Origin of the sequence: Pelovirga terrestris (assembly GCF_014773365.1) — a bacterium.
In the GTDB taxonomy this organism is placed as follows: domain Bacteria; phylum Desulfobacterota; class Desulfuromonadia; order Desulfuromonadales; family Geopsychrobacteraceae; genus Pelovirga; species Pelovirga terrestris.
Genome location: NZ_JACWUN010000011.1, coordinates 1 through 24,659 on the forward strand (window position 1 = coordinate 1; position 24,659 = coordinate 24,659).

24 protein-coding genes are annotated in these 24,659 nt (G+C 53.1%); 12 read left to right on the forward strand and 12 right to left on the reverse strand.

The features are described 5' to 3' along the window. Window positions 1-94: 94 nt before the first annotated feature. The 10 genes from ICT70_RS10105 to ICT70_RS10150 form a co-directional block, all read right to left on the reverse strand. Entirely contained in the window at window positions 95-502 is a 408-nt protein-coding gene (locus tag ICT70_RS10105) for a Tle-like phospholipase domain-containing protein (protein WP_224746969.1), read from the reverse strand. Window positions 503-520: 18 nt separating this feature from the next. Continuing rightward, entirely contained in the window at window positions 521-1,258 is a 738-nt protein-coding gene (locus ICT70_RS10110) for a hypothetical protein (RefSeq protein ID WP_191156197.1), read from the reverse strand. 123 nt (window positions 1,259-1,381) lie between these two features. After that, window positions 1,382-2,092: a hypothetical protein gene (locus ICT70_RS10115; RefSeq protein WP_191156198.1), complete on the reverse strand. Its 711-nt coding sequence runs from the start codon at window positions 2,090-2,092 to the stop codon at window positions 1,382-1,384. Window positions 2,093-2,145: 53 nt separating this feature from the next. Then, a complete protein-coding gene (locus ICT70_RS10120; protein WP_191156199.1) occupies window positions 2,146-2,811 on the reverse strand; it encodes a transposase in 666 nt (221 codons plus the stop codon). Between the two features lie 126 nt (window positions 2,812-2,937). Beyond that, window positions 2,938-3,390 (reverse strand): tetratricopeptide repeat protein, encoded by a 453-nt coding sequence (locus ICT70_RS10125; RefSeq protein ID WP_191156201.1) that lies wholly within the window; start codon window positions 3,388-3,390, stop codon window positions 2,938-2,940. Window positions 3,391-3,535: 145 nt separating this feature from the next. Further along, on the reverse strand, window positions 3,536-4,573 hold the full coding sequence (locus tag ICT70_RS10130) for a ribonucleotide-diphosphate reductase subunit beta (protein WP_191156202.1): 1,038 nt from the start codon (window positions 4,571-4,573) through the stop codon (window positions 3,536-3,538). 19 nt (window positions 4,574-4,592) lie between these two features. Next, window positions 4,593-6,872 (reverse strand): ribonucleoside-diphosphate reductase subunit alpha, encoded by a 2,280-nt coding sequence (locus ICT70_RS10135; RefSeq protein ID WP_191156204.1) that lies wholly within the window; start codon window positions 6,870-6,872, stop codon window positions 4,593-4,595. Between the two features lie 168 nt (window positions 6,873-7,040). Continuing rightward, window positions 7,041-8,480, reverse strand: coding sequence for a cardiolipin synthase (cls, locus tag ICT70_RS10140; RefSeq protein ID WP_191156206.1), 1,440 nt, complete (start codon window positions 8,478-8,480; stop codon window positions 7,041-7,043). Beyond that, window positions 8,480-9,391: a mechanosensitive ion channel family protein gene (locus ICT70_RS10145; protein ID WP_191156208.1), complete on the reverse strand. Its 912-nt coding sequence runs from the start codon at window positions 9,389-9,391 to the stop codon at window positions 8,480-8,482. Before ICT70_RS10145 ends, cls begins: the two co-directional genes overlap by 1 nt. A 48-nt stretch (window positions 9,392-9,439) precedes the next feature. Further along, window positions 9,440-9,673, reverse strand: coding sequence for a LapA family protein (locus ICT70_RS10150; RefSeq protein ID WP_191156210.1), 234 nt, complete (start codon window positions 9,671-9,673; stop codon window positions 9,440-9,442). 256 nt (window positions 9,674-9,929) lie between these two features. Here ICT70_RS10150 and citC point away from each other — a divergent pair, with 256 nt between their 5' ends. From citC to ICT70_RS10185, 7 genes are read left to right on the forward strand one after another with little or no spacing between them, the layout of a single operon-like run. Beyond that, entirely contained in the window at window positions 9,930-10,943 is a 1,014-nt protein-coding gene (gene citC / locus ICT70_RS10155) for a [citrate (pro-3S)-lyase] ligase (RefSeq protein ID WP_191156212.1), read from the forward strand. A gap of 1 nt (window position 10,944) precedes the next feature. Beyond that, window positions 10,945-11,223 (forward strand): citrate lyase acyl carrier protein, encoded by a 279-nt coding sequence (citD, locus tag ICT70_RS10160; protein WP_191156214.1) that lies wholly within the window; start codon window positions 10,945-10,947, stop codon window positions 11,221-11,223. After that, on the forward strand, window positions 11,220-11,690 hold the full coding sequence (locus ICT70_RS10165) for a PPC domain-containing DNA-binding protein (protein ID WP_191156216.1): 471 nt from the start codon (window positions 11,220-11,222) through the stop codon (window positions 11,688-11,690). The genes citD and ICT70_RS10165 overlap by 4 nt, the downstream gene beginning before the upstream one ends. Before the next feature lie 2 nt (window positions 11,691-11,692). After that, window positions 11,693-12,616: an HpcH/HpaI aldolase/citrate lyase family protein gene (locus ICT70_RS10170; protein ID WP_191156218.1), complete on the forward strand. Its 924-nt coding sequence runs from the start codon at window positions 11,693-11,695 to the stop codon at window positions 12,614-12,616. Continuing rightward, a complete protein-coding gene (gene citF / locus ICT70_RS10175) occupies window positions 12,603-14,141 on the forward strand; it encodes a citrate lyase subunit alpha (RefSeq protein WP_191156220.1) in 1,539 nt (512 codons plus the stop codon). Before ICT70_RS10170 ends, citF begins: the two co-directional genes overlap by 14 nt. Beyond that, complete coding sequence (locus ICT70_RS10180; RefSeq protein ID WP_191156222.1) at window positions 14,116-14,619, forward strand: citrate lyase holo-[acyl-carrier protein] synthase; 504 nt, start codon at window positions 14,116-14,118, stop codon at window positions 14,617-14,619. Before citF ends, ICT70_RS10180 begins: the two co-directional genes overlap by 26 nt. Beyond that, window positions 14,600-15,457, forward strand: a complete 858-nt coding sequence (locus ICT70_RS10185) for a triphosphoribosyl-dephospho-CoA synthase (protein ID WP_191156224.1) — start codon at window positions 14,600-14,602, stop codon at window positions 15,455-15,457. Before ICT70_RS10180 ends, ICT70_RS10185 begins: the two co-directional genes overlap by 20 nt. Before the next feature lie 84 nt (window positions 15,458-15,541). Here ICT70_RS10185 and traF read toward each other — a convergent pair whose 3' ends face one another. Further along, a complete protein-coding gene (gene traF, locus ICT70_RS10190; RefSeq protein WP_191156226.1) occupies window positions 15,542-17,044 on the reverse strand; it encodes a conjugal transfer protein TraF in 1,503 nt (500 codons plus the stop codon). A gap of 334 nt (window positions 17,045-17,378) precedes the next feature. On the opposite strand from traF, the gene ICT70_RS10195 reads away from it, so the two are divergent. Then, on the forward strand, window positions 17,379-17,669 hold the full coding sequence (locus tag ICT70_RS10195) for a cytochrome c3 family protein (RefSeq protein ID WP_191156228.1): 291 nt from the start codon (window positions 17,379-17,381) through the stop codon (window positions 17,667-17,669). Between the two features lie 68 nt (window positions 17,670-17,737). After that, the gene (locus tag ICT70_RS10200; protein ID WP_191156230.1) at window positions 17,738-18,073 is read left to right on the forward strand and encodes a hypothetical protein; all 336 of its coding nucleotides are present in this window, start codon (window positions 17,738-17,740) and stop codon (window positions 18,071-18,073) included. A 95-nt stretch (window positions 18,074-18,168) separates the two neighbouring features. Here the strand turns inward: ICT70_RS10200 and ICT70_RS10205 are convergent, their stop codons facing one another. Beyond that, entirely contained in the window at window positions 18,169-18,777 is a 609-nt protein-coding gene (locus ICT70_RS10205; RefSeq protein ID WP_191156232.1) for a TetR family transcriptional regulator, read from the reverse strand. 180 nt (window positions 18,778-18,957) lie between these two features. Between ICT70_RS10205 and ICT70_RS10210 the strand changes: the two genes are divergently transcribed. From ICT70_RS10210 to ICT70_RS10220, 3 genes are read left to right on the forward strand one after another with little or no spacing between them, the layout of a single operon-like run. Then, window positions 18,958-20,091: an efflux RND transporter periplasmic adaptor subunit gene (locus ICT70_RS10210; protein WP_191156234.1), complete on the forward strand. Its 1,134-nt coding sequence runs from the start codon at window positions 18,958-18,960 to the stop codon at window positions 20,089-20,091. 6 nt (window positions 20,092-20,097) lie between these two features. Further along, window positions 20,098-23,229 (forward strand): efflux RND transporter permease subunit, encoded by a 3,132-nt coding sequence (locus ICT70_RS10215; RefSeq protein WP_191156235.1) that lies wholly within the window; start codon window positions 20,098-20,100, stop codon window positions 23,227-23,229. Further along, window positions 23,226-24,641 (forward strand): efflux transporter outer membrane subunit, encoded by a 1,416-nt coding sequence (locus tag ICT70_RS10220; protein WP_191156237.1) that lies wholly within the window; start codon window positions 23,226-23,228, stop codon window positions 24,639-24,641. Before ICT70_RS10215 ends, ICT70_RS10220 begins: the two co-directional genes overlap by 4 nt. The last annotated feature ends 18 nt before the right edge of the window (window positions 24,642-24,659 follow it).

A 24,659-nucleotide genomic window follows, 5' to 3' on the forward strand; every position in this document is an offset into this window, starting at 1 on the left:
TCAAGGTCCATAACGCCGCAAGTGCCAAACCATTTAAATGGACGAAAAGTGCTGCCGTAATCATCGATTCGGTTCAAAGAGCAAAAGCAGCAAATTAATATAAAGGACTAACCAAACAGGACACTAGGGAATGGCCGGTTACACCGGGGGATTGATAATTGTCGTCGACAGTTTTACGTTTTACGTCATCATAGAACTGTTTGGCATTATGGTATTGATTGGGCACGTTCACGCCAAAAGCAATCTGAAGATCTGACGTGATATCTTGCGGTCCGTCCGTTCCCCTGTAAGAAACAACAACTTCGTCAGTTATTGAATTTTTAAACGCAACCCCGTAAAATCCATTGTCATAGCCTGTGGTTTCAGAAACTTCATACACAGTCCAGTTGTGACCATTTGCATCGGTATAAGCAACGGTAGAGTTCTCAATGTCCGATTGAGTCCAATTGGTGTAGGCTTTTTCACTGAGGTTGGCATTCAATAGCTGGTTGGAATAACTCATCATCCCCCTCCTTTAAGGTTATTTAACAGCCTGTTTTGGTTCACGCATTAAAATATCCATTGTTTCATTCGCCTTTCGTGCCCTAAGGCTTTGTTTCCTCACCTCTTTGAACACGCCATCGGGGATGGCAAACTTTAAAAAGTCATCCGTATCAATTTCGATACGGCTTCGATAGTCCACTTGACTCTCCACTTGTAACCAAATACCGACATTAATTATAGGTCTGTCGATCATGACAGAGGGCGGCGAACAGTCGAGTTTGATATAGGCTAAGCCAGGTAAAATATCCTTGTGAAACTCCCGGTAATAGAGACTTGTCGTCGCACCTTTTTTCCCTGGGATATAGTCCATTGTGGCTAGATTGGCCTTGCGATGGTAGCTACCCTGTCTTTCGTTGAAATGCAATCGGTCTTCTTCGGGCCAACTCATCCACATATCATGTGATCTACCAAAAAAATGGGTCCCTTTTATTAACATATATTTTTCGCCCGCAACCCCTTCCTCCGGATATTTGATGGGCAGAGAGCTGTCCACATACAGATAGATATTGAGATAGTAATATGGGGCGAACCGACCCTTTTCAATTGCAAATTCGATGGCCTCCAATCCACCGTCCGGCTCTGTACCCGGAGCAGGAGCAGGCAATCCGAAACGCTCGGCAAACGCCTTGGTATAGACAGAGATCCGCATTTCTTCTAATGGCAGCAGCGGGTAACCGGGATGATTTTCGACAGCAAAAACTGACGCTGCAATCATCAATTGCACCAGGCAAATCAGAAATAACGCGGTCAAATACCTGTTGACGGTCCTTCTATCTGTTCGAGACTTCATATGACTTTCCCTTTAACTTTACTTATCATGGCTATCATCAGAAAAATCTCATCCGCCGACACCCGATTTGGAGGGATTTATTGAAAAGGTTGTGCCACCATTCTTTTGATCAGGAGTGAACGTGATGCCAACCGTAGCCAGTTGGCCGCACATCCTGAAGGTCCAGTCTTCGCTCCAACCACCTGACACGCCCCTGTTTTCTTCAGTGACCGTATGGGGAGCCTTGGTGACCTGCATATCAAACACATCAATCTCACGACAGTCTTTTAAGTGCGGATCGGTTGCAGTTGCAACAACAAGAGCCGACAACATCGCATCCTTAATCAACAATGGGTCGGCACTGGTTGTGCCCGGGTAATAGATCCGAGGTGTCGGCGCTTCCCCGTTGTCAGTGGCGATAAATAGCGTATTGTAAATCTTCGCTTCCCCACAACGCTCAATCTGATAACGATAGTTCCAGATCCCCTCGGTCGGATGCGGGCGGTCATCTGGAAAGTTAATCGGGGAGAGAATAATGGTGCCGAGCGGCTTTACTTGGTATTGGGAATTACAATGAGGCTGCAGCCCAAACTTTTTATCCTGCTCCAGGGCCATGCGGTAGAGGATCTCGAACATCGGTTGTGCATTGATATAGGCTTCTGTTCTTCGGGCATAGCGGAAATCTTCGCCAGGATTGACTCTCTCGGCAAAAGAGCCGGCCGTGAAAACAAACACCACCCCAACAATCGCCACAGCTATCAAGCCACAGACTTTTTTCATTTTGAACTCCCCCTCCTTGTAAATTGTATATGTTTTTTCCGGGGACATAATGCCTATTTCCCCTCAATCCTCGGTCTACCCGGTGCCTTTATCTTAAGGGTCCGCCCGGTGAACTGTTCCAATTTTTCAATAAATGCAGATCCGCCTACCGGACGGCCGGTTTTGGTCTTTTGGAAGATCAAACGATCCTGCTTTTCATCCGTGGTCTGTAGAAAGTTCGACCAGTTATCTACCATTTCAGGCAATAGCGGGGTTTTGATCAGTGGATCCTGATCGTTGATGCCGCAATGATAGCGGGCGCTGGACCAGGAATAATCAACGGGAGAAGACGCCATACCGGCAGCAACCGGGTTACGCTCGACATAGCGTGCTGCTGCCAGCAGGTGCTGTTGATCAAGCACGCAGGAACCAAAGCGACCCTGGAACAGATAACCGCGCACCCCCTCGCGGAAATTCTTCATGCGGGTATAGCGGCGGTGGGTTTCTCCGATAGCTCGTGCCAGAGAGGTTTCATGTTCGGGGACGGCAATCAGGTGGACATGGTTGGCCATCAAACACCAGGCCAGAAAGGTGACGCCGGCGGCGGCTGACTCTTCAGCCAGGATCTGCAGGTAGGTAAGGCGGTCGTGATTGTCAGCGAAGACATCCATAGAACGGACGCCACGCTGGGTGATGTGGTGTGGGTATTCTGGGACAACCAGTCGGGCAAAACGTGCCATATCCCCCTCCGGATCAGCAACATAGGTGTCATTAATGAGGAAACAGATTAGCGGATTAATCCAGCCAAAACAAGTTTTTTAAATTGGCATTATGTCCCCGGAAAAAAGGGGAAAAAGGGGGAAGGGTTATCGCAATCCCAGACGGCTGAATAATTTTCCCAGGTACAGGTTTAAGGGATGATCGCGATCGAGCTTTTCAAAAACAGATTTTTTGCGCATTCCGATGCGTTTAATTTCAGCAATAATTTTTGGATTGGGTGCAACCTTTAACCCTGACTGGAACACCTTGATGGCATTTTTACGATCCCCCATCAACAAAAGAATCCGCCCCTGCAACAGGTAGTGGGTTGAGTTGCCGCTTTCGCGTTGCATCGAATCCTGGCAGAGTCTCAGAGCTTCCCTGAGTTTCCTGCGATCAGCAGTCAATCCTGCCGTACAATAAGCACGGTAACTTTGCAGCACCGGGTTATTACTGTATTGGCCAGCCTGGCTTAAATAGGTCAAAGCAAGCTGATACGAGCCATTCTCAGCCGACTCGGTCACCTGATGGAGGATGTCCTCAAAATTATTCGTGTCCATGGGCGCAGATGATATCATAGTTTGCCCGCAAGAGAACAAAAATCTATTCTAAGGTGACGCTTGCAGAAAACCTGGCCGGATTATGCGCCCGGGCGTTGCGGGGCAGGGTCTGGCATTCTGCGCCGAAAAAATATGCGACGCTGGGTTAAAAATCGTCCCACCCGTCGAGCACCGACGACTGATTGTAGGCAGATACCGTCGATTCAAAGAAGTTGCTCTTGACGCTCCCTTCCCCTTCCGTGTCGGCCAGTTTTTCCAGGTGGAGATAGGGGTTTTTATTGTACCCTTCATAGAGCTTGCCGGAAAATCCCAGTTTGTTCCAACGCTCGTTGGCGAGCCACTTGGTATACAGCTCCGTGGTCTCTTCGCTGATGCCGAGGATACCGTCGCCGATGATGTGGCTGGTCCAGCCGATCTCCTGCTCAACGGCGGTCCGGAACATGGTTTCGACCTCGGCGGCAGGAAAAAATTCCGGCTCCAGTTCGCGGATTTCACGCACAATCAGTTCAAACAATACACAATGGGTCAACTCATCACGATTGATGTAACGGATGATCTCCGAGGTGCCGAGCATCAGGTGGCGGCTGGCCAGGTTGTAGAAAAAATTGAAGCCGTTATAGAAGTAAAGCCCTTCCAGCAGATAATTAGCGATAATCGCCCGATAAAAATGCTCCTGTGACGGTTCATCGATAAAATCCTGATAGATCTGGGCAATATATTTGTTGCGCTCGAACAGCACCTTGTCGGAGCGCCATTTATCGTAGATCGAATTACGGCGATCGGCCGGAATGATCGACTCGACCGTGTACTGGTAACTCTGGCTGTGAATCGCTTCCTGGTACTGCTGGATAGCGATCAGCAGGTTAACCTCCGGGGCGGTGATAAAATCATTAATATTGGAGAGGTTGTTGGTCTGGATACTGTCGAGGAAGATCAGAAAGGAGAGAATGCCATCATAAGCCTGCCGCTCTTCAACAGTCAGGTGCTTGTAGGGTTCGAGATCACTTGACAGGTCGGTTTTTTCCGGAATCCAGAAATTGGCCATCATGTTGCGGTACATGCGATTGGCCCACTGGTAGCGAACATTGTTAAGATTGAATATATTGGTGCTATTACCGCCGACGATACGCCGGGTCTCCAGGGAATCATCCCCAGTTGGATTAAACAGTCGCTTCGCTTGCATCAATAGTTTCTCCTTTCACTCATCCCGAGCAGGAAACACACTCCTCTTTGTCTGTTATCAGATTACTGTTTTTCTGAATACTGCGGGTATAATATATCGCCTTGCACCCTTTCTTCCAGGCCAGCAGGTGAGTCTCATAAATATCTTTCGCGGTCAGATTGTTGTTGAGGTTGAACAGCAGTTCCATGGAAATGCCCGTGTCCACCCAGATTTGTAACTGGGCGACCAGATTGACGACATCACGCTGATCGATATTCTTTGATTCCTGATAGTGCCAGAGTTTGTCTTTGATGTAGGGAGGAACAATGGGCACGGTGCCGTTGCTGTTATTGTCGATATAAAATTTGCTGAAGATCGGCAACACGCTGGCGGTACAGCCCTGAACAATCGAACTGCTGGTATTGGGGGCAATAGCGGTGATATGGCTGTTACGGATGCCGTGCTCAGCAATCCGTTCGAACAGTGGGTTCCAGTCCAGCGTGCCATGGTCTTTAAACCACTGGCGCTCACGACAGAGAATCTTTCCTTGCGCCCATTCACTGCCGTCAAACAGCGGATAAGCGCCCCGCTCCTCGGCCAGCAGACAACTGGCCGCGGTGCAATGATAGGCAAAGGCCTCGCCGACTTCAGCCGCTTTTGCTGCCGCCCCGGAGTAAGGGATGTCGCGCCGGGCCAGATAATCGGCCAGCCCCATCATGCCGACACCGACAGTCCGTAACAGCTCGTTATGCCGCTGCCCTTCTGCGACAGGAACATCAGTAATATCGATACAATTATCCAGGATCCTTACGGATGTTTCGCAGATGGCCGGCAGTTCATCATCCTCGAGGTTGGCCATATTGATCGACACCAGGTTGCAGGTATGCACCAGCCCCGGCTCGACGTCGCGACACAGGGTTGTGCCGTCAAAACGCTGCGGCCCGATAAGCGACGGTTTGACCACCGAATAGGATTCGACGCACAGATTGGTACAGGGGATGATGCCGACATGCTTGTTGGGGTTGGCGCGGTTGATGGTGTCCTTAAAAGCGATATAGGGCATGCCGGTTTCGATCTGTACCTTCATGATCTGTTTATAGAGGGATTTGGCATTGACCTTTTCGAAGAGTTCGATGTGACCGGCCTTAACCTCAGCATACAAATGATCTAGAGCCTGCTCAAAGGTATCACCCCACAGATCGGCCAGCTCGTACCCGTATTTACTCCGAACTTCATGGGGATCGAACAGATACCAGTCTTGACCACCCTCTACCGCACGCATAAAACGATCGGTTACCACCACCTGAGGAAACACATCATAGGCCTTGCGCCGTTGATCACCGTTCTCGGTCTGGATTTCAAGAAAATCCTCCATATCCAGATGCCAGCTGTCCAACGCCACGGTGACCGCTCCGGCCCGTTTACCTCCCTGATTGAAATAGAGGGCGATATCATTGACCACACGGATATTAGGCACGACCCCGCCGGCCCGCCCCAGAGAATTACGGATCCGCGCCCCGTGGGAGCGGATCCGGCTGATACTGACGCCGACCCCGCCGCCACCGGAACTGATCTGGCCGACCTGTTCAAAGGTGTGAAAGATGCTGTTGGTGTCATCATCAAAAACAGTGATAAAGCAACTGGACAGATTACCGTTGGGACGGCGCAGATTGATGAGGATCGGGGTTGCCAGGGAAATCTTGCGGCGAGCGAGCATGGTGTAGGTATCACGCACGCGCTGCAACCGGACCGAAGAGGGCTGGTTCTGCTCAATCAGCAGGGCGATGGTCAGTAATGCCTCCTGCGGCATTTCAATGACCTGATTGTCATATTCGAGCATGTAGCGCTTGATCAGCAGGCTGATACCGGCATAGTCGTAATCGTAGTCGTATTCCTGCTTCAAAAATTGACCGGCCTTGTGCAGCTCCTTGTCGGAATATTTTTCCAGCAGCACCGGCGAATAGATCCCCTTGTCGACAAAGTTTTTTACCGTCGCGCAGTAGCTCGGATAGCGATATTCATAGGGGATACCGCGGGCAATATGGACCCGTTTATAGAAATCAACCAATTTGAGCCGGGCTGCCAGAATCCGCCAATCAGGTTCCTCAATCGAGGTCAGACGCAGGGACGTTTCAATGACGGTTTCATGGATTTCCCCGGTGGTCATGTTGTTGCGAAAATGCAGGCCAAGGCTCGATTCAAGCTTGATCGGGTTGATATCAAGCCCTTCGGCGGCCCACTGAATCACTTTGCGGATTTTGGCGATCTCGAGCGGGGCTGATTCCCCATTACGCTTGATCACCCGATAACGTTTTGCCATTTTTATATACCCTCCCACTGTTGCTTTGTCATCACTACATATTGTGTCACAAGGGAGAGATTATACACGATAGTGACCATAAATGAAGACTGGTTTTGTAATATTTCTGATCGAGAAAACTTTTATCTTCATCTCTTGCGGGAAAGACAACCTTGGCAAGAACAAACGCTATAAAACCGGTGCAGTAAGATACGCAGCCCTGGATGCCGTGTTCAGCCACCAGGGACGATCGATGATTTCAGCTAGAGTCATTTGCCTGGAGCGGGAAAAATCTTCTTCAAACATCTGTGTCATCTGTTGTCCAAAATCCTGATCAAAAACCCAGGCGGTAATTTCAAAATTCAAACGGAACGAGCGGTTATCCAGGTTGACCGTGCCGATAGCCGAGGCGGCATCATCAATTAACATGGTTTTGCCGTGTAAAAAGCCTGCTTCATAACGATAAATCTGCACCCCGGCGTCGAGCAGTGGGCCGATAAAAGCGTAGGCCGCAAGATGGGTCAATAAGTTATCAGGCCGTGAGGGGATCAGCACCCGCACATCGATGCCACGCAAGCCGGCCAATTTAAGGGCGTTAAGCACCGATTCATCCGGGACAAAATAGGGGCTGGCGATCCAGACGCGGTGCTGGGCTGAGGAAATGGCATGCTGCACCATCAGGCTGGCGGTTTCGAAGCGGTCCGCCGGGCCGCTGGGGAGAACCAGCACCGGCAAACCGTTTTCAGCGGCGACGGGTGCCTGCCAGTCACAATCGATAATTTCCCCGCTGGCCCAGTACCAGTCTTCCAGAAAAGACAGCTGCAATTTAAAAACCGCCGGTCCTTCTAGCTTCAGGTGGGTATCACGCCAGGCACCGATACGGCGATTGAGCCCCAGATACTCGTCTCCGACATTCAGCCCGCCCAACCAACCGGCATGTCCATCGGCAACGACAATCTTGCGATGGTTGCGAAAGTTCAACTGAAAACGGTTGCCGGTTCCGCGAGTGGAATGGAAGCGTCGGACATCGATGCCGGCAGCACGCATTTCATCAACAAAACGACCAGGCAGCCGATAACTGCCAATCTCGTCATAAAGAAAATAAACCTGCACCCCAGCTCTGGCGCGCTCCTCCAGACGCCGCTTGAGCTCACGGCCAAGGCCATCATCACGGACGATGTAAAACTGCACCAACAGGTACTCCCGGGCGGCGTCAATCCCTTCAAAAATGCTGGCAAAGGTCTGCTCACCATCAACCAGCAGTTCAGCGCTGTTGCCACCCATCACCGGCAACTTGGCAAGCCACTCTAGAACCTGAAGCTTGCTCTGGGATTCAGGAATTTCGGTGGCATAACGAGTGACCTGAGACATCTTCTGGGATAATTCCCGATACAGATGATGATCCCCCGACTTACGCCCGATCACGTAACCATTAAAGCGATTACTGCCGAACACCCAGTAACTGGGCACGGCAACGTAAGGGAACGTGTTCAAAGAGATGATCCAGGCCACAGCTCCCGGTGCGGTGCGGGTCGCCATCAGAGCATCGATCGATGACAAGGCCCCCAACACGTGAGCGAGGACAAAAATAACAACAACGATTCCTTTTCTTTTTTTGGCTGCAACCATCAGTCGGACACCGACTCAGGTGGGTTGGCGCTGTCAGCCCGGCGGACCTCGAGCACGCCGCTACGCAGGTGAATATCCCGCTGCGGGAAGGGAAAAGCGATACCTTCTTGATTGAAGCGCTCATATATCGCGAAGTTCAACTGACTGATCAATTTGCCCTTGCGATCAACCAGGCTCGACGACCAGGCCCGCAACTCAAACAGCAACCCATTATCACCGAATTCAAGGAACCTGACCGCAGGCGGTGGAAGCTTCAAGACATCATCTTCCTGGTCGGCGATTTCGAGTAACAATTTTTCCACCTGGCGGGCGTCACTGCCGTAGGCAACACTGACGGGTATGCGAAAACGCACTTCGTTGTTGTTGTATTTCCAGTTAACAATATCGTCGGTAATAAACTTGGAGTTGGGGACAATCACGGCGATGTTATCATTATCCAGCACGGTGGTACTGCGGGCACCGATATTGACGACATTCCCCTCGACCCCACCAACTACGATCCGATCACCCATTTTGACCGGTCGTTCAAACATGATGATCAACCCGGCGATAAAATTACTGACAATGTTCTGCAAACCAAAACCGACACCGATACCGATAGCACCGGCCAGAACATTAAACGTGGTCAGATCAATCCCCACAGTCTGGAGGATGATCAGCAGGCCAATCAACAGAATCAGGTAGCGCACCAAAGCCCCGATAGAATAACGTGCGCTCTCGCTCATGCGCACCCGCAGCAACGGCCCCTCTGCCAGCCAACGCTGCGTTTTGCGCGCAAACCACAGCAACCCGACCACCAGCACCACGAAGGACAGGATGGCCCAAGCGGTGATGCGTGTGTCCGCTGTTTCTATCATCGGCCACTGCAAAATATCCCACAACCACAACAGGATAATTTTAAGATTGTCCATTTCCGTTCCTCTCGGAGATGAAAGCCGGTCACAATCGACGCGAATTGGTCATCGTTTTTGTGAGGATGCGGTATCCGAATCTTTGCCCCGCCCTTTGAGCAACAGGGCGACGATAACCCCCATAGCAAAACCACCGACAGCCGTTAGGAACAGCAGCACAACGGTCGATATCTGACCGGAAAACCAGAGGAACTGGATCCTCACCGGAGCCGTGTTCTGCAGAATCACAACGGCCAGCAAGGCCCCGAGAACGATCAATAGAATCTGTTTGGCTGTTCGCATGCTTACCCCTTTCAAACTTATGAGTCTCACCTCCAAGAGTAACCTTCTTTGTTTTAAGTATAGCCTACCAGCACCCATTAGAAATAAAAACTTCAGCGGAGGGACCCTGCCCCACGGACCAGTTCTCGATAAAACAATGGTTGACCGAAAGTTGGGATATAATTGCTGATTTCCACTGATTGGAAGGCCTGAATCGTGTTATGGATTCTTTATAGGAAAACTGTCTGCCGTCACATCAGAAAGGAAGCAGCACCCCATGGTCGTCAATTTGATTAACGAACGCGACCGAAATCTGGCCAGAGCGCTGGTCGAAGAAAACGGCTTCAGCTTCGAAGAAGATTATGATCTCCTGGTCGGCAAGTTTGAAGACGGCGAACTGGTCGCGACAGCGGCCCGCAGTCACAATGTTTTCAAGATGATCTGTATTCGGCAAAGTCACCGCGGGGGGGGATGTCTCGGCGCGTTGGTTACTGCGCTGATCAATAGCTGTGCCTACAGCGACATTCGCAATTTTTTCATCTTTACTACTCTGGAAAACCGTGGTGCCTTTGAACATCTCAACTTTTTCCCCCTGGTGAGCCACGGCAATATCTGTCTGCTCGAATACGGACAGGGACTGTTGAGTTATCTGCAGCAGCACCGTGAGCTTAGACTGGCCGGCAGCAATGGCGCGGTCGTCGTTAACTGCAACCCCTTTACCCTGGGACACCGCTATCTGATCGAAACTGCTGCGGCACAGGTAGATCACCTCTATATCTTTGTTGTCCGTGAAGATCGTTCGCTCTTTCCCTTTGACGTACGTATGGCCCTGGTCAGAGCAGGCACTGCCGATCTGGACAACGTTTCGGTTCTGGATACCTCTGACTACGCCGTCAGCCAGGTGACCTTTCCAGGTTATTTTTTAAAGCAGGATGATGATCGGCTGCAACTGCAGATGGAGATCGATCTGTTGCTCTTTGCCCGAAAGATTGCACCTTTTTTTGGCATCACCCGGCGCTTTATTGGTACCGAACCTTACTGCCGAACCACCCGTAGCTACAGCGATACAATGCCCCGTATCCTTGGACCGGAAGGAATCCAGACCATCCAGCTGGAAAGAAAACTGAGCGCAGATACCCCAATCAGCGCTTTTCGCGTCCGCAAAGCCCTGAAAAATGAGAACTACGAAGCGTTGCGCAAGCTGGTCCCGGCAACAACTCTGGAGTTTCTACGCAGCGCTGAAGGGCGCAAGCTACTGACTGCCAGTAAAAACTATCGCAGGAGACACTAAGATGGAAATCGTTCGCAAAGCCCAGGCCGGAACCATGCAATCAAGCGATCTGATGGTCTTTCTCGAGCCCGCGCCGCAACTAAGGCTTGAAATCGACTCAACGGTAAAAAAACAATTCGAACACCTCATTCGCAAGCAGGCTGAAAGTGTTCTCCAGCGTTTTTCCATCACCAGCGGGGTCATTCGCATCAGCGATCGCGGTGCCCTCGATTACGCCATCGCCGCGCGCCTGGAAACAGGTCTGTTGCGCGCCTGCGCCGACCAAAGGACATCATCATGAACGGCCTCCACTATCGCCAGTGGCAACCGGGACGCAATTTCCTGATCAAGATTGAACCGGGAGAGAGCCTTCGGACCTGCCTTAACCAATTTGCCCTGGACGCGGGCATCCACCACGCGGTAATCGTTTCGGCGGTCGGTTCGGTATGCAAGGCCGAGTTTCGCGGCATTAAATCAGGGGCCAAACGCCCCATCTCCGAACCACGGATGAGCCGTCATCACCTCGAAGGCCCCCTGGAGCTGATCGGGCTTGAAGGTAACCTGATTGCCGAAAGTTCCGGCAGCGTAGATATCCATCTCCATATTCTGCTGGGGAAAAGTTCGGGTGAAGTCGCTGGTGGACACCTGTTTGATGCTGAAGTTTTTGCCGGCTGTGAAATTGCCCTCTGCGAAATGCAGGTGACCGGAGTCGCACGCTATGCTTCAAAATCTTCCGGTACACCAGCCATCTATATTGAAGAGGATTAACCATGGAAGATTCCTTTCGCTTGCGCCGTTCCCTCCTTTATGTGCCGGGCAATATGCCATCAATGCTGCAGAACATTCCGATCTTTGAAAGTGATGCGGTCATGATCGATCTTGAGGATGCCGTTCCATACAGTGAAAAAGACGCCGCCCGAACCCTGGTGCACAGTTTTTTAAGCACTTATCGGGAGCGCAACAAGGAGATTTTCGTTCGCATCAACGGTCTGAAAACCGACTGGTGGCAACAGGATCTGCTGGCGATCCTTCCGGCTCTGCCTGATGGCATCCGTCTGCCGGAAGCCGATTCCCCGGAGTTAGTTGAACAACTGGATACGGTGTTGACGGAGTTCGAGGAAGAACTGGGGATTGACATCGGCCATTTCAAGATTCTCCCTTCAATTGAAACGGCTGAAGGGGTCATCAACTGTATCAAGACCGCTCGCAGCTCCAATCGTTTGATCGGTCTGGCTTTTGGCGCCGAAGATTACACCGCCAGTCTGGAAATTGAACGCACCAAGACTGGAGAGGAACTGTTTGCTGCGCGCACCCGTGTAGTCTGGGCCTGTAAAGCTGCCGGAATTCAAGCGATTGATACTATTTTTTCCGATGTATCCGACATGGAAGCCCTGCGCCGCGAAACAACCCTGATCAAAACCCTCGGTTTCTCGGGAAAATCCCTGGTTAACCCCCGTCAGATCGAGATTGTGCATGAGGTGTTCGCCCCGAAGCAGGAAGAGGTTGATTATGCCTTGCAGGTCATTGAAGCGATCCAGAAAGCGCGGGAAATGGGGACCGGAGTCATCTCACTTGGCGGAAAAATGATCGATGCTCCGGTGGTGAAACGTGCCCTGAAAATCCTCAAAACCGCCCAGGCCCACGGTCTGATCGATATGCCACTGGATGAAGAGGTTATCTATGGTCACAAATAGTCTGGGCCGGCCACTGCCGGAACATTTTTTTGGCAAAACGGTTCATCCCTATCAGGATCCCTACAACCGCAAACCGGTCGGCAACCACGCGACCCGGCCACTGCGGCGGCATAACCCCGGTGATAAAAAATTGCTCGGCAACTTGCGCAAAGCGATCGAAGCTTCCGGGCTGAGAAGTGGAATGTGTATCGCCACCCACCATCACCTGCGCAACGGTGACGCCCTGCTTAACCTGGTCGTCCGTGAAATTGACAACCTGGGCCTGCGCGATATCCGCATCGCCTCCAGCTCGGTTCATCCGGTCCACGCCGAACTGATCCCTTTTATCAAAAAAGGGGTCATCAGCGGATTTGAATGTGGGGTCAATGGTCTGATCGGCGAAATGGTCTCCCGCGGCGAGCTTGACTGTCCGATTATCGTGCGCACCCACGGTGGCCGGGCCCGCTCCCTGATCACCGGCGAGGTGGTAGTCGATGTGGCTTTTATCGCCGCACCGTCCTGCGATTGTTACGGCAACATGAACGGCTTTTTCGGTCCGTCAGCCTGTGGGAGCCTCGGTTATGCCTTCACCGATGCCCAATATGCCCGCTGTGTGGTTGCGGTTACCGACAATCTGAGCGCTGCTCCGGTCACACCGGTGTCGATTCCCCAGTCGCTGGTTGATTATGTTGTTGAGGTTAACCGCCTCGGTGACCCGCGCAAAATCGTCTCGACGACTACCCAGATAACCCGTGACCCGGTCGGCCTGCAGATTGCCCGCTACGCCGCCCAGGTGATCGATGCGTCAGGCCTGCTGCGCGATGGCTTTTCCTTTCAGACCGGAGCCGGGGGGATTTCCCTGGCGGTGGCCGAACAGGTCCGGCGGATGATGAGTCAGGCCCAGATTAAAGGGAGCTTCGGTTGTGGCGGGATCACCGGCTATTTTGTCGATATGCTTGAAGAAGGGCTGTTCCGCACCCTGTTCGATGTTCAGTGTTTTGATCTCAAGGCAGTGGAGTCGATCGGCCGCAATCTGCACCATCAGGAAATGAGCGCCGACACCTACGCCAATCCCTTCAATGCCGGAGCGATGGTCAACCTGCTTGATTGTGTTATCCTCGGCGCCACCGAAATCGATGTCGATTTCAACGTCAACGTCAATACCGAATCCAATGGCTACCTGCTGCATAATACCGGCGGCCACAGTGACGCCGCAGCGGGAGCCAAATTATCGATCATCACCGCGCCCCTGCTGCGTGGTCGGCTACCGATCATCCGTGATACCGTGACCACGGTCACCACACCGGGACGCACCATTGATGTTATCGTCACTGAACGCGGCATCGCCGTTAATAATCATCAGCAGGAACTCAAGGAGGAACTGATCAGGCGCAAAGTACCGGTTCGCGATATTCACGAACTAAGAGAGGAAGCCTGTCGCATCACCGGTGAGCCGCACCCGATCGAGTTTACCGACGAAGTTGTGGCCCTGATCGAGTACCGGGATGGGACCATTATCGATGCTGTACGCAAAGTTAAGGAGTGACATCCTCGCCGCCCGCGACGAGCGCCAGCGCGCGCTTGAACAGCGGACGGCAGGCGATTCCCGGACCCTGGTGCTGTTGTCACTCAACCTCCCGGGGCGGGACAAGCAGGAAACCGGTTTCGATCCACTGATTACCTGGGGGGAGCAACAACTTAAGTATTATATTGAGGATCTTGAACCAATCACCCGGCACACCGATGTTCTGGGTCCCTGGGCCCTCTATGCCGGCAACCTGCCGGCGGTAGCAGCTAAACAGATCGGCTGTATGATCGAAGAAAGTTGCGCCGCCGCGCGCCTGCTTGATATTGATATTTATGACAATAATGCAGTGCCTTACCACCGACAGCAGCTCGGACATCCACCCCGCTCCTGTTTCCTTTGTCCGGCACCAGCGACCGAATGTATCCGCCTCGGCCGTCACTCTTCCCAGGAATTGCAACGCTACCTTGAACGCCTCCGTGACCACCTCCCGACTTGAAACCCTGGCCACCGCTCTGGCCAACGGCTTGCGGGCCGAGTTGTATCTGACCCCCAAGCCGGGACTGGTTGATTTGAGGGACAATGGTGCCCACCCGGATCTGAACCTGCTCCTTATGTGTCGTTCGATCCGGCTGGTTGATGGCTATCTGCAGGAACTGGCTGGAGCGCTGCTCAGGAACGCCGGACCGGACGAACTGATCGCTATCGGTCGGCAGGCGGAACATACTATGATAAAACAACTGGGCAGCAATACCCATCGTGGAGGGATATTCCTCTGCGGACTGATTCTGGTCGCCGCCGATCAAGCCAATCCCGACGATCCCCAGGCGTTGCAACAGTCCGTCATACAGATTGCTGCAGCTTTTTTTGCCAAGCGGGAAGAGCAAAGCAGCAACGGCGAGCAGGTCCGGCGCCAGCACCCTGCTGCCGGCATTGTCACTGAGGCGTTGGCTGGCCTGCCGAATCTTTTTGACACCATTCTTCCTATTCTCAATGACCCGCGTACCCTCGAAGAACCGCGGCGCGTTTATCTGGCCCTGGCCCGCCTGATGCAAAAGGTCCAGGACTCGACCAGCCTTCACCGCTGTGGCGAACAGGGATTGACCCTGCTCCGACAGGCAGGGGCGCGCCTCGAAGAGTGTATCCTTGGTGGTCACGACCCGACCCATCTGCTTACTCAGACCAACCGGGAATTCCGCCGCCACAACCTGACCATGGGGGGCGTTGCAGACCTGTTGGGGGTTGGACTCGGTTACGCTGGATACCTGCTGTCCAACCTCACGTACCATCAGGGTTACGAGGAAATTTCACCAGAGAGGAAAAAAGCAGGAATATGAACATCGCTACGCCAAACTAGTCGATGCGACAAGTGTCACTATGGCAATCGTCGCATCGACATAAGATGATGAATCAGATAACGACTAGAAATCGACGCTCAAAGCAACAGCCACTCGGGTTTCCTGGGGGATTTCTTCGCCGTCATAGGTATACTTGTCTTTTGAGAAGACGCCGGCAACATCAAGACGTGCCGCCCACAGGTTCAAACCAAGACCTGCGGTGTATACCAGGCCGACATCACTTTCAGCCATGTTCTTGTAAATCCCACCCCGCAAAGCCAAAAAGCGCAGGGCATCCCACTCAAGCCCCAGAGACAGGTTTTGGGTTTTGTAGTCACGAAATACGGTCTTGTTTTCGGTCAGATCGACATTGACCTCAACCGTGACCGTATCCCAGGGGAAATAAGCAACCCCGGCGGTAACCTGTGGGTCAATGCGCACGTCTTTGGCTATGACCGTGGACGTTTCGCCATTGCTTAACATGACATCCTTGCTGAAACCGTCAAACTTTGGGGCGTTCAGATTACGCCCGACCAAACCAAAGGCAAAGCGGTTGTAACGCGCCAGCACCCCGAGGTCGATGCCAAAATTGGTGGAGTCGTTATAATTTTCTGTAGTCTCAGACAGGAGTTCGCCCGATTCATCATCAAAAACCAGGACTTGGTTGCCGTAAACGCGCCCCTGCATGACCTTGAGATTGGCACCGACGGCAATATGGTTATTAATGGCATAACCATAGGTAAAGGGGATTTCGCCAACACCAAAGCCGGTCAAAACGACGGTGGTGGTATTATCATCCAGATTGCTGGTCGTCCCTGAACTTGTCGCTACGGTTTCAAGTAGATCTACGGCGGCCTGCAGATCGCCGGCACTGATACCATTGGTACGAATCAGATAGTCGAGTTTCTGGATAGCGTCGGAACTGAAACCGGCAACTGTGAGTTGCGCTTGCTGGCCAGCCGTCAAGGCCATGATTTCATTATCATTGCCAGAGACATTCACCAAAGCAATCTCTGAATTGATCTGCGTCAGATCAGCAGAAAAACCAAGGTTGGTAGAGTCCAGATCAGCAACCCAGGCGGCAGCCTGACCATAGCCCCGTACACCGACACCGAAATTGCCTACCCGCACACCAAAACCGGCATTGGCATCGGCCGTCAAGCCAGTGCTGGGCTTATCAATACCGGCCAGGGCCCCAACCAGTTTGACCAGATCCTGCAGATCTGACTCGCTATTAATGCCCGCTTCCAGCTGATCCAGATCGATATCGGCCAGGTCATCAATATAATCCCCAAATTCACCATGCAAACGGTAACCACCGGCGGCACTAATATCAACACCCCAACGTTTCTTGCCCATATCGCTATTGTCGGCGGCTAGGCGCTGACCCTCAGCATCGCGCTGGGCAAAAAAACCGAAGGCGGCGGGGTTGTAATATTGGGCACTGGTATCCCGCACCGACACAACATTGGCCCCCCCCATCCCCATGGCACGCGGCGACGCAAAAAAAGTATCAAGCGCCATTGCTGAGACCGGAATCAGCAAGACAAGACAACAACCTAAAACCACCAATCTGGACAATCTCATCAAAAACTCTCCTCTAGTAAGTGTGATCCAAAACGCACGAAGAATTTGATTTCTCTTATCTTAACGAAATCCGCGCAAGATTAGTTTATTTTATACCTATAGTAAAGTTAAAAAACCTCTAGACTCAATTACTACAGGTAATTGATACATGTCACATCGACATTTGGCCAAAAAATTCTCACCGCATGAAATCGTAGATGCCTGATTTTATGAATTTTCAACAAGACATCTGCCTACTTGATGACAGATATCTAATGAAATCCATCGACGCCAATGACAAACTTCAGTCAACCACAGACCACTAAGGTCAACACCTACTAAGGAGGAAATTGTCATGAAAAAACTTTTTACCCTGCTCATCGCCGTCAGTCTGGTTGCTGCCATCGCATCCCTGGTTGTTGCCGGCAACAACGCTCCCCCTGAAATCCAGTACCCCACAAAGCTGGGCACGGTCACTTTTAACCACTTAAACCATGAAAACCTGACGGATTGCGCAAGTTGCCACAGCGCCGTTCAGGGGATTGAAGCCAAACAAAGAAAAGACGCCTTTCACGATTTATGCCTTAGTTGCCACAAAGAGCAGCAACAAGGCCCAACCAGCTGCAAGGACTGTCACGTAAAATAAATGACAATTCAGTCCATTAATGAGCTGCTCAGTAATTTATCGGTAAAAGCACAATGGAGAACTAAACCATGAAAAAGTTCATCTGTCTGATAAGCTGCCTTACCCTGTTAACCCCGGCACTGGGTTTCTCGTTTGACATCGATGGTTGGGAAAGTGCCAACAAGGATCGTGGCCAATGGGCCTGGTTTACCGGACAGTCTCAAAAGTGTGATCAGCCGATCCCGGTGCCAGGGAGCCGTACCCGCGCTGAGTGGCAACAACTCTTAACCACTGACCAGGACAAGCTCCCCTGTGCCGGCGAAGGATTGAGTCAACGTACGATAAAGCATATCTTTCTGTTTCTGCACAGCCATGCCTCCGATTCAGAGGATCCGATGAATCAGAAACCGGAATCCTGCGGTTAGATCTATCCCACTATCAAGCTGGACAGCTAAAAAGGGTGCTACTTGCGATAAGTGGCACCCTTTTTTAGTTAAATCAACAGTGTTCACTGTAACCGCTAGCGCAGTGGCACAAAAAACCTCTGGACCATTTTTGCCGCGTCTCCCGGCATCTGGTAAAAATCCGGGTAGCGTAAATAATCGCCGTATACACCGAGCATAAAGCTGTACAGCCCAAGCGCTAAAAGACGCGGTTCTTCGGCGGGATCTATATATCCATGTTGCTGCAAGCGGGTAAAAAAACGCTCCAGATTATGGGTCATCTCGAGTTTTGATTCGCGTAACCGCTCATTGAGCAGCCGGGTTTCTTCAGAAAGTTCACATTTAAGCAGCACAATACTATAGACCCGCCTGATATGTTCATCGGTATACAGTTGGAGCAATGAATCGGTACAGTATTTTTCCAGTCGGTCAAGGGCATCAGAGGTGTCATCGGCAAGAATCCGTTTGAGAATTTCTTCAGCCGGCAGCTGGATTTCCGCGTGAACGGCATTGATCAGGTCAACCTTGTTAGCAAAATTCCAGTAAATAGCCCCACGTGTCACTCCGGCAGCACGGGCGATCTGCTCCAAGGTCGTACGCGCAATCCCCTGGTGGAAAAAAACCTCTTCAGCGGCGGCAACAATCTTCTTTCGCGTTTGTTGTGCATCTTCTTTCGAGCGCCTCAATAGCCTTCTCCCTGAAAGCAAACCACAAAGCTGGACCAAAGAAAAAAACGGCTTTTCCCCTTACAAACATACATGCATGTATGCTAACATTGAAGAGTTTTTCGAGCAACGATTCTTTTCTTTCCGGATTTCCACACCGCCGGAATACCACCCTTTAGTTTTTTGATTTGGAGATTGAGCATGACCACTTTTAATTTTCAGCGCTTGCTTTCCTTAAGTGCTGTCCTGCTGGCCCTGATGTTTATATTGAGTGCATGTGAAGCCAGGCAGAATCAGGAGGGAGGGCAACGTCCGCCATCTCCCGTCACCGTCAGCAGGATTCAACCAACTGATGCCGAGCAGGTTCGCGCATATGCCGGTCGTGTTTATGGTGCCCGCGAAGTAGAGGTACGGGCGCGCGTCCAGGGGATATTGCAACAACGTCTGTTTAATGAGGGGGAAGAAGTCAAACAGGGGGCCATCCTTTTTCAGATCGACCCTGAGCCCTTTCAGGTGGCACTGGATGCCGCAAAGGCCAACCATCGTACCGCCACCGCCACCTTGAATCAGGCTGAACGCGAGTGGCGACGCACATCACGCCTGTATGAACAGAATGCCGTCAGTCAACGCGAATATGACAACACGCGCTCAGCATATGAACTGGCTCAAGCCAATCAATCCCTGGCCCAATCCCAGGTAGAAAAAGCCCAATTGGAATTGAGCTATACCCGGGTCGAAGCACCGGTCAGCGGGGTAACCGGTCTTGAAACGGTTTCTGAAGGCAATCTGGTTGAACGCGGCACCCTGCTCACCAGCCTGATTCAACTTAACCCGGTACATGTACGCTTTTCCCTGCCGGAAGCCGACGCTACCCTGCGCCGTAACACGAACCGAGGCACAAACGGTGGTATCAGCAGTCACCCAGTCACCCTGCAGACGGTAGAAGGAAACACCTACCCTCTAGCCGGTGAAATCGACTTCACTGCCAGCAATGTTGATCAGTTGACCGGGACAGTGGCAGCGCGCGCGATATTCCCTAATCCGGACAAACTACTGGTTCCCGGACAGTTTGTGCGGGTGCAGGTGCTCCTGCAATCTTTTAAGGACACCTTTGTCATCCCTGAAACCGCCGTCGTGCAAGGGCCACAGGGTCCCAGCGTTTTCGTCATTGAGGGGAACAGTGCCCTGTTTCGTCCTGTCATCCTGGGACCGGTAACCGGCGCGGGGCAGGTGGTGCTTGATGGCCTGACTGCCGGCGATCTGATTGTTATTAACGGTCAGGTCAGCCTCTACCCCGGTGCCCAGGTCAATATTGTCGCCGGCCTGGAGGAGTAACAACTGATGCTCAGATTTTTTATTGATCGGCCGATCTTCAGTTCGGTTATTTCCATTATTATCGTGATCATCGGCCTGGCTGCCCTCCGGATACTCCCGGTTGAACAGTACCCCGATGTCGTTCCGCCCCAGGTCGTGGTCAGTGCCCAATATGTCGGTGCCAGCGCTGACGTGGTTGCCGCTTCGGTTGCTGCGCCTCTGGAGCAGGAAATCAACGGCGTCGATAACATGATCTATCTGGAATCAACCGCCACCGATGCCGGCAGTTTGCAGATTACCGTATCCTTTGAACTGGGCACCGACCCTGATCAGAATGCCATCAACGTCAACAATCGCGTCCAGGCGGCACTGGCACGCTTGCCACAGCAGGTGCGGGATACCGGCGTGCGTGTGCAGTCACGCTCCACCAACCTGTTGCTGGTCGCCGTCCTCAATTCCCCCGAAGGCCGCTACGACACCCTGTTCATCAGCAACTACGCCCTGCTCAATGTGCTGGACGAACTGGTACGGATTCCCGGGGTTGGGGGCGCTTCCCTGTTCGGCGCCCAGGATTACTCCATGCGCATCTGGCTGCGACCGGACAAACTTGCCCAGTATCAGTTGACTCCCACCGATGTTGCTCAAGCGATCCGCGAGCAGAATGCCCAATTTGCTGCCGGACGCCTCGGCGATCAACCGGCACCCGATGATCAGGCCTTTACCTTCACCGTCACCACCAAGGGACAACTGGTGTCACCCGCAGAATTTGAACAGATCATTCTGCGCTCCAACAGCGATGGCAGCACCTTACGTCTGCGCGATGTTGCCCGGATCGAACTGGGGTCCCAGAACTACGGCTTCCACGCCATCTACAACGGCCAACCGGCGGTTCCCCTGGGGGTCTATCTGCAACCGGGCGCCAATGCCCTGGAAACCGCCCAACTGGTACATCAGGCGTTTCGTGACCTGGCCGCACGCTTCCCCGCCGGACTTGAATACCGGATCCCCTATGACACCACAGAATTCGTTGAAATTTCCATCCGCGAGGTCTTTATTACCCTGATCATCGCCGTTATTCTCGTGGTTCTGGTCACCTTTGCTTTTCTCCAACACCTGCGCGCGGCACTGATCCCCATTGCCGCCATTCCGGTCTCCCTGATCGGCACCTTTGCCGGGATGCAGGCCCTGGGCTTTTCCGTCAATTTATTGACCCTGTTTGGACTGGTACTGGCGATTGGTATCGTTGTTGATAACGCGATTATCGTCATGGAAAATGTTGAACGACTGATGAAGGAAAAACAGCTCAGTGCCCGCGATGCATCAGTGGAAACCATGCAACAGGTTTCCGGTGCGGTGATTTCGTCAACCCTGGTGCTGGTTGCGGTCTTTGCACCGGTGGCGTTCCTGGGGGGCTTGAGTGGTGAACTCTACCGCCAGTTTGCTGTCACCATCGCCGTTTCGGTGGTGATCTCCGGGATCGTTGCCGTGACTCTAACCCCGGCCATGTGTGCCCTGCTCCTTGATCGCCAACCGCAGAAAGTGGCGGCGCCGTTTCGCCTTTTTAACCGCGCCTTTGAGGCAGTCACTACGGTATTTGTTGGTGGTGTTTCCTTTTTGTTGCGCCATGCGATTATCGGGGTTATCGCCTTTGTGGTGGTTATTGGCAGCACTTTCTGGTTGCTTGAGCAGTTGCCTACAGGCCTGGTTCCCCAGGAAGACCAGGGGGTTGCCCTGGTCGTTGCACAGCTGCCGCCAACTGCAGCATTGGGGCGTAGCGCGGACACCCTGGCTGGTCTCTCGGCTCAGGTTGTCAATCTCCCCGAGGTCGATCAGTTCACCAGTTTTGCCGGCTTTGATATTTTCTCGTCCTCGCTAAAGTCCAACAGTACCGTCGGTTTTGCCAAACTCATCGACTGGAATGAGCGTCGCGGACCTGGCCAGGACGCTGCATCAATTACCGGCAAGATCATGGGAATCGGCATGGGTATTCAGGAAGCTAATGTCTTTGCTTTCACCCCGCCACCGATCATGGGGATGTCCCTGACCGGTGGGGTTGAAGGCTACCTGCAGGTGCGGGGCGATGTCAGCGTCCAGGAAATTGACGAAATCGCCCGCGATCTGGTGGCTCAAGCGAACCAGCGCCCGGAACTGACCAACGTCAGGTCGTTACTCAACACCACTATTCCCCGTTACAACGCCGTTCTTGATCGGGAAAAGGCGCGCGCCGCCGGGGTGCCCATCAACCAGATCTACGACGCCATGCAGAGTACCTTTGGTGGATTATACGTTAATGATTTTACCTATTTTGGTCGCTTGTGGCAGGTCCGCCTGCAGTCAGAAGGGGAATTCCGCAGCCGCGCTGAAGACTTAAATCAGGTTTTTGTCCGCTCACAACGAGGGGAAATGCTGCCGCTAAGCTCTTTGATCAACATGGAACGGATCAGCGGTGCCGATGTTGTCAATCGCTACAACCTTTATACTTCAGCCAAACTCCTGGCCGATCCGGCACCGGGCTTCACCAGTGGGCAAGCTAAAGTTGCCATGGAAGAGGTTGCTAACAGTCTCGGCCGCGACAATACGGTGCTGGGCTGGATCGGCGAAGCCTATCAACTCGATGCCGCCGCCGGCACCGGAGCGGCGGCCTTTGGTTTAGGGCTGCTCATGGTGTTTCTGATTCTCGCTGCCCAATATGAGCGCTGGACCCTGCCCATGGCTGTCGCCTCGGCCATCCCGTTTGGCGTTCTGGGTGCTGCCCTGGCCGCCTGGACCCGGGGTTTTCCCAGTGACATCTATTTTCAGGTCGGACTGCTGGTGCTGATTGGCCTGGCGGCGAAAAATGCGATTTTGATTGTTGAGTTTGCCGCCCAGAATCGCCGCGCCGGCATGAGTTCCCTGGAAGCCGCTACCGAAGCAGCCAGACAACGTTTCCGGGCGATCATGATGACCGCCTTGACCTTCATCATCGGTACCCTCCCCCTGGTCTTTGCTACCGGTGCCGGTGCTGCCAGTCGCCAGGAAATCGGCACGGTGGTGGTCGGTGGCATGGTCGCTGCCAGCTCACTGGCGCTGTTTTTTGTTCCCTTGTTTTACAAACTGCTTGAAGATATTGCGACCCGGCGGCGGGACCGCCTGACTAAACGAAAGGCCGCCAATCCATGAAAACTCTGATCCTGTCTGTTACCCTTTGTGCCCTGCTGCTCGGTGGTTGCAGCATCGGGCCGGAATATCAACGCCCGAACCTTGATCTGCCTGAACAATGGCAGCAGACCAAGAGCAGTGCTGATCATCATCCCCTGGCGATTGAAAACCACTGGTGGAGCTACTACCAGGACCCGCTGCTGAGCCAACTGATCGAGCGTGCGTTGAGCGACAACCTCACCTTGCGCCTGCAACTGGAGCGCATTAGCGAAAACCGTGCCCGTCTGGGATTCGCCTCGGCGCAGCGGATGCCGAGCCTCGACGGCCAGGCCGAAGCAGCACGCAGTCAGCAGTCTGCCGCCGTGTCTGCCGGTGGCATCAACAACAGCTTCAGCCTGACCGGTCTGCTGAGCTACGAGCTCGACATCTGGGGACGGCTGGCGCGGAGCCGTGACAGTGCGCTGGCACAATTTGAAGCTTCCCACTACAGTCACGCTGCCGTCCGCCTGCAACTGATCGGTGATCTGATCAGCACCTACACCAACCTGCGTGCCGCCCAGGAACAGCTGCGTATCACCGAACACACCCTCGGCCTGCGCCGAGACAGCCTGGAATTACAGCAAATCCGCTATGATGGCGGAATCATTGACCAACTCGGACTGCAGCAGGCCCGCTCGGAATGGCAAGCGGTACGGGCGTTGATCCCCCTGCGTCAGGAGCAGGTAACCCGCCTGGAGAGTGCTCTGGCAGTATTAACCGGCATGAGTCCGGCAGAACTGATGGGAACCCTCGACTTTGGCGATGGCCGGCTTGATCAGTTAACCCCGCAACCAGCCCTCCCGGACTTTCTCCCTTCAGAACTGCTTGAACGCCGCCCCGATATCCGTGCGACCGAGGCCACCCTGATGGCGGCCAATGCCCAATTGGGAGTAACCATGGCTGAGCGCCTGCCACGGTTTAATCTGGCCCTGTTTCTTGGCAGTGTCGCCGGTGATATTGACGATCTGCTCAAGAGCTCGACTGAAACCTGGGGGATCAGCGGAGCGATTCTCGGACCTCTGGTCGATTTCGGCCGCAACCGTGCCCGCGTCGAAACGGTCAAATCCTTGCGCGATCAGGCTGAGACCAGCTATCGGATCACCGTCCAGACCGCCTTTCGCGAAGTACGCGATGCGCTGCTATTAACAAGCACTATTGCTGAGCGCGAGACCGCCCTGCGCCGCCAGCAGGAAGCGGCGCAAAAGACCCTGGAACTGGTTGAATTGCGCTATCAGGAAGGATACAGCAGTTTTATCGAGGTTCTTGATGCCCAACGCCAGCTGCTGGGTGCCGAACTGGCCTTGACGGAAGCGACCCGTGACCGCCTCAATGCCGCCACCGCCCTGTTCAAAACCCTGGGCGGCGGCTGGCAAACGGATGAGGAGCCTTTGTAGGGGCGATTCATGAATCGC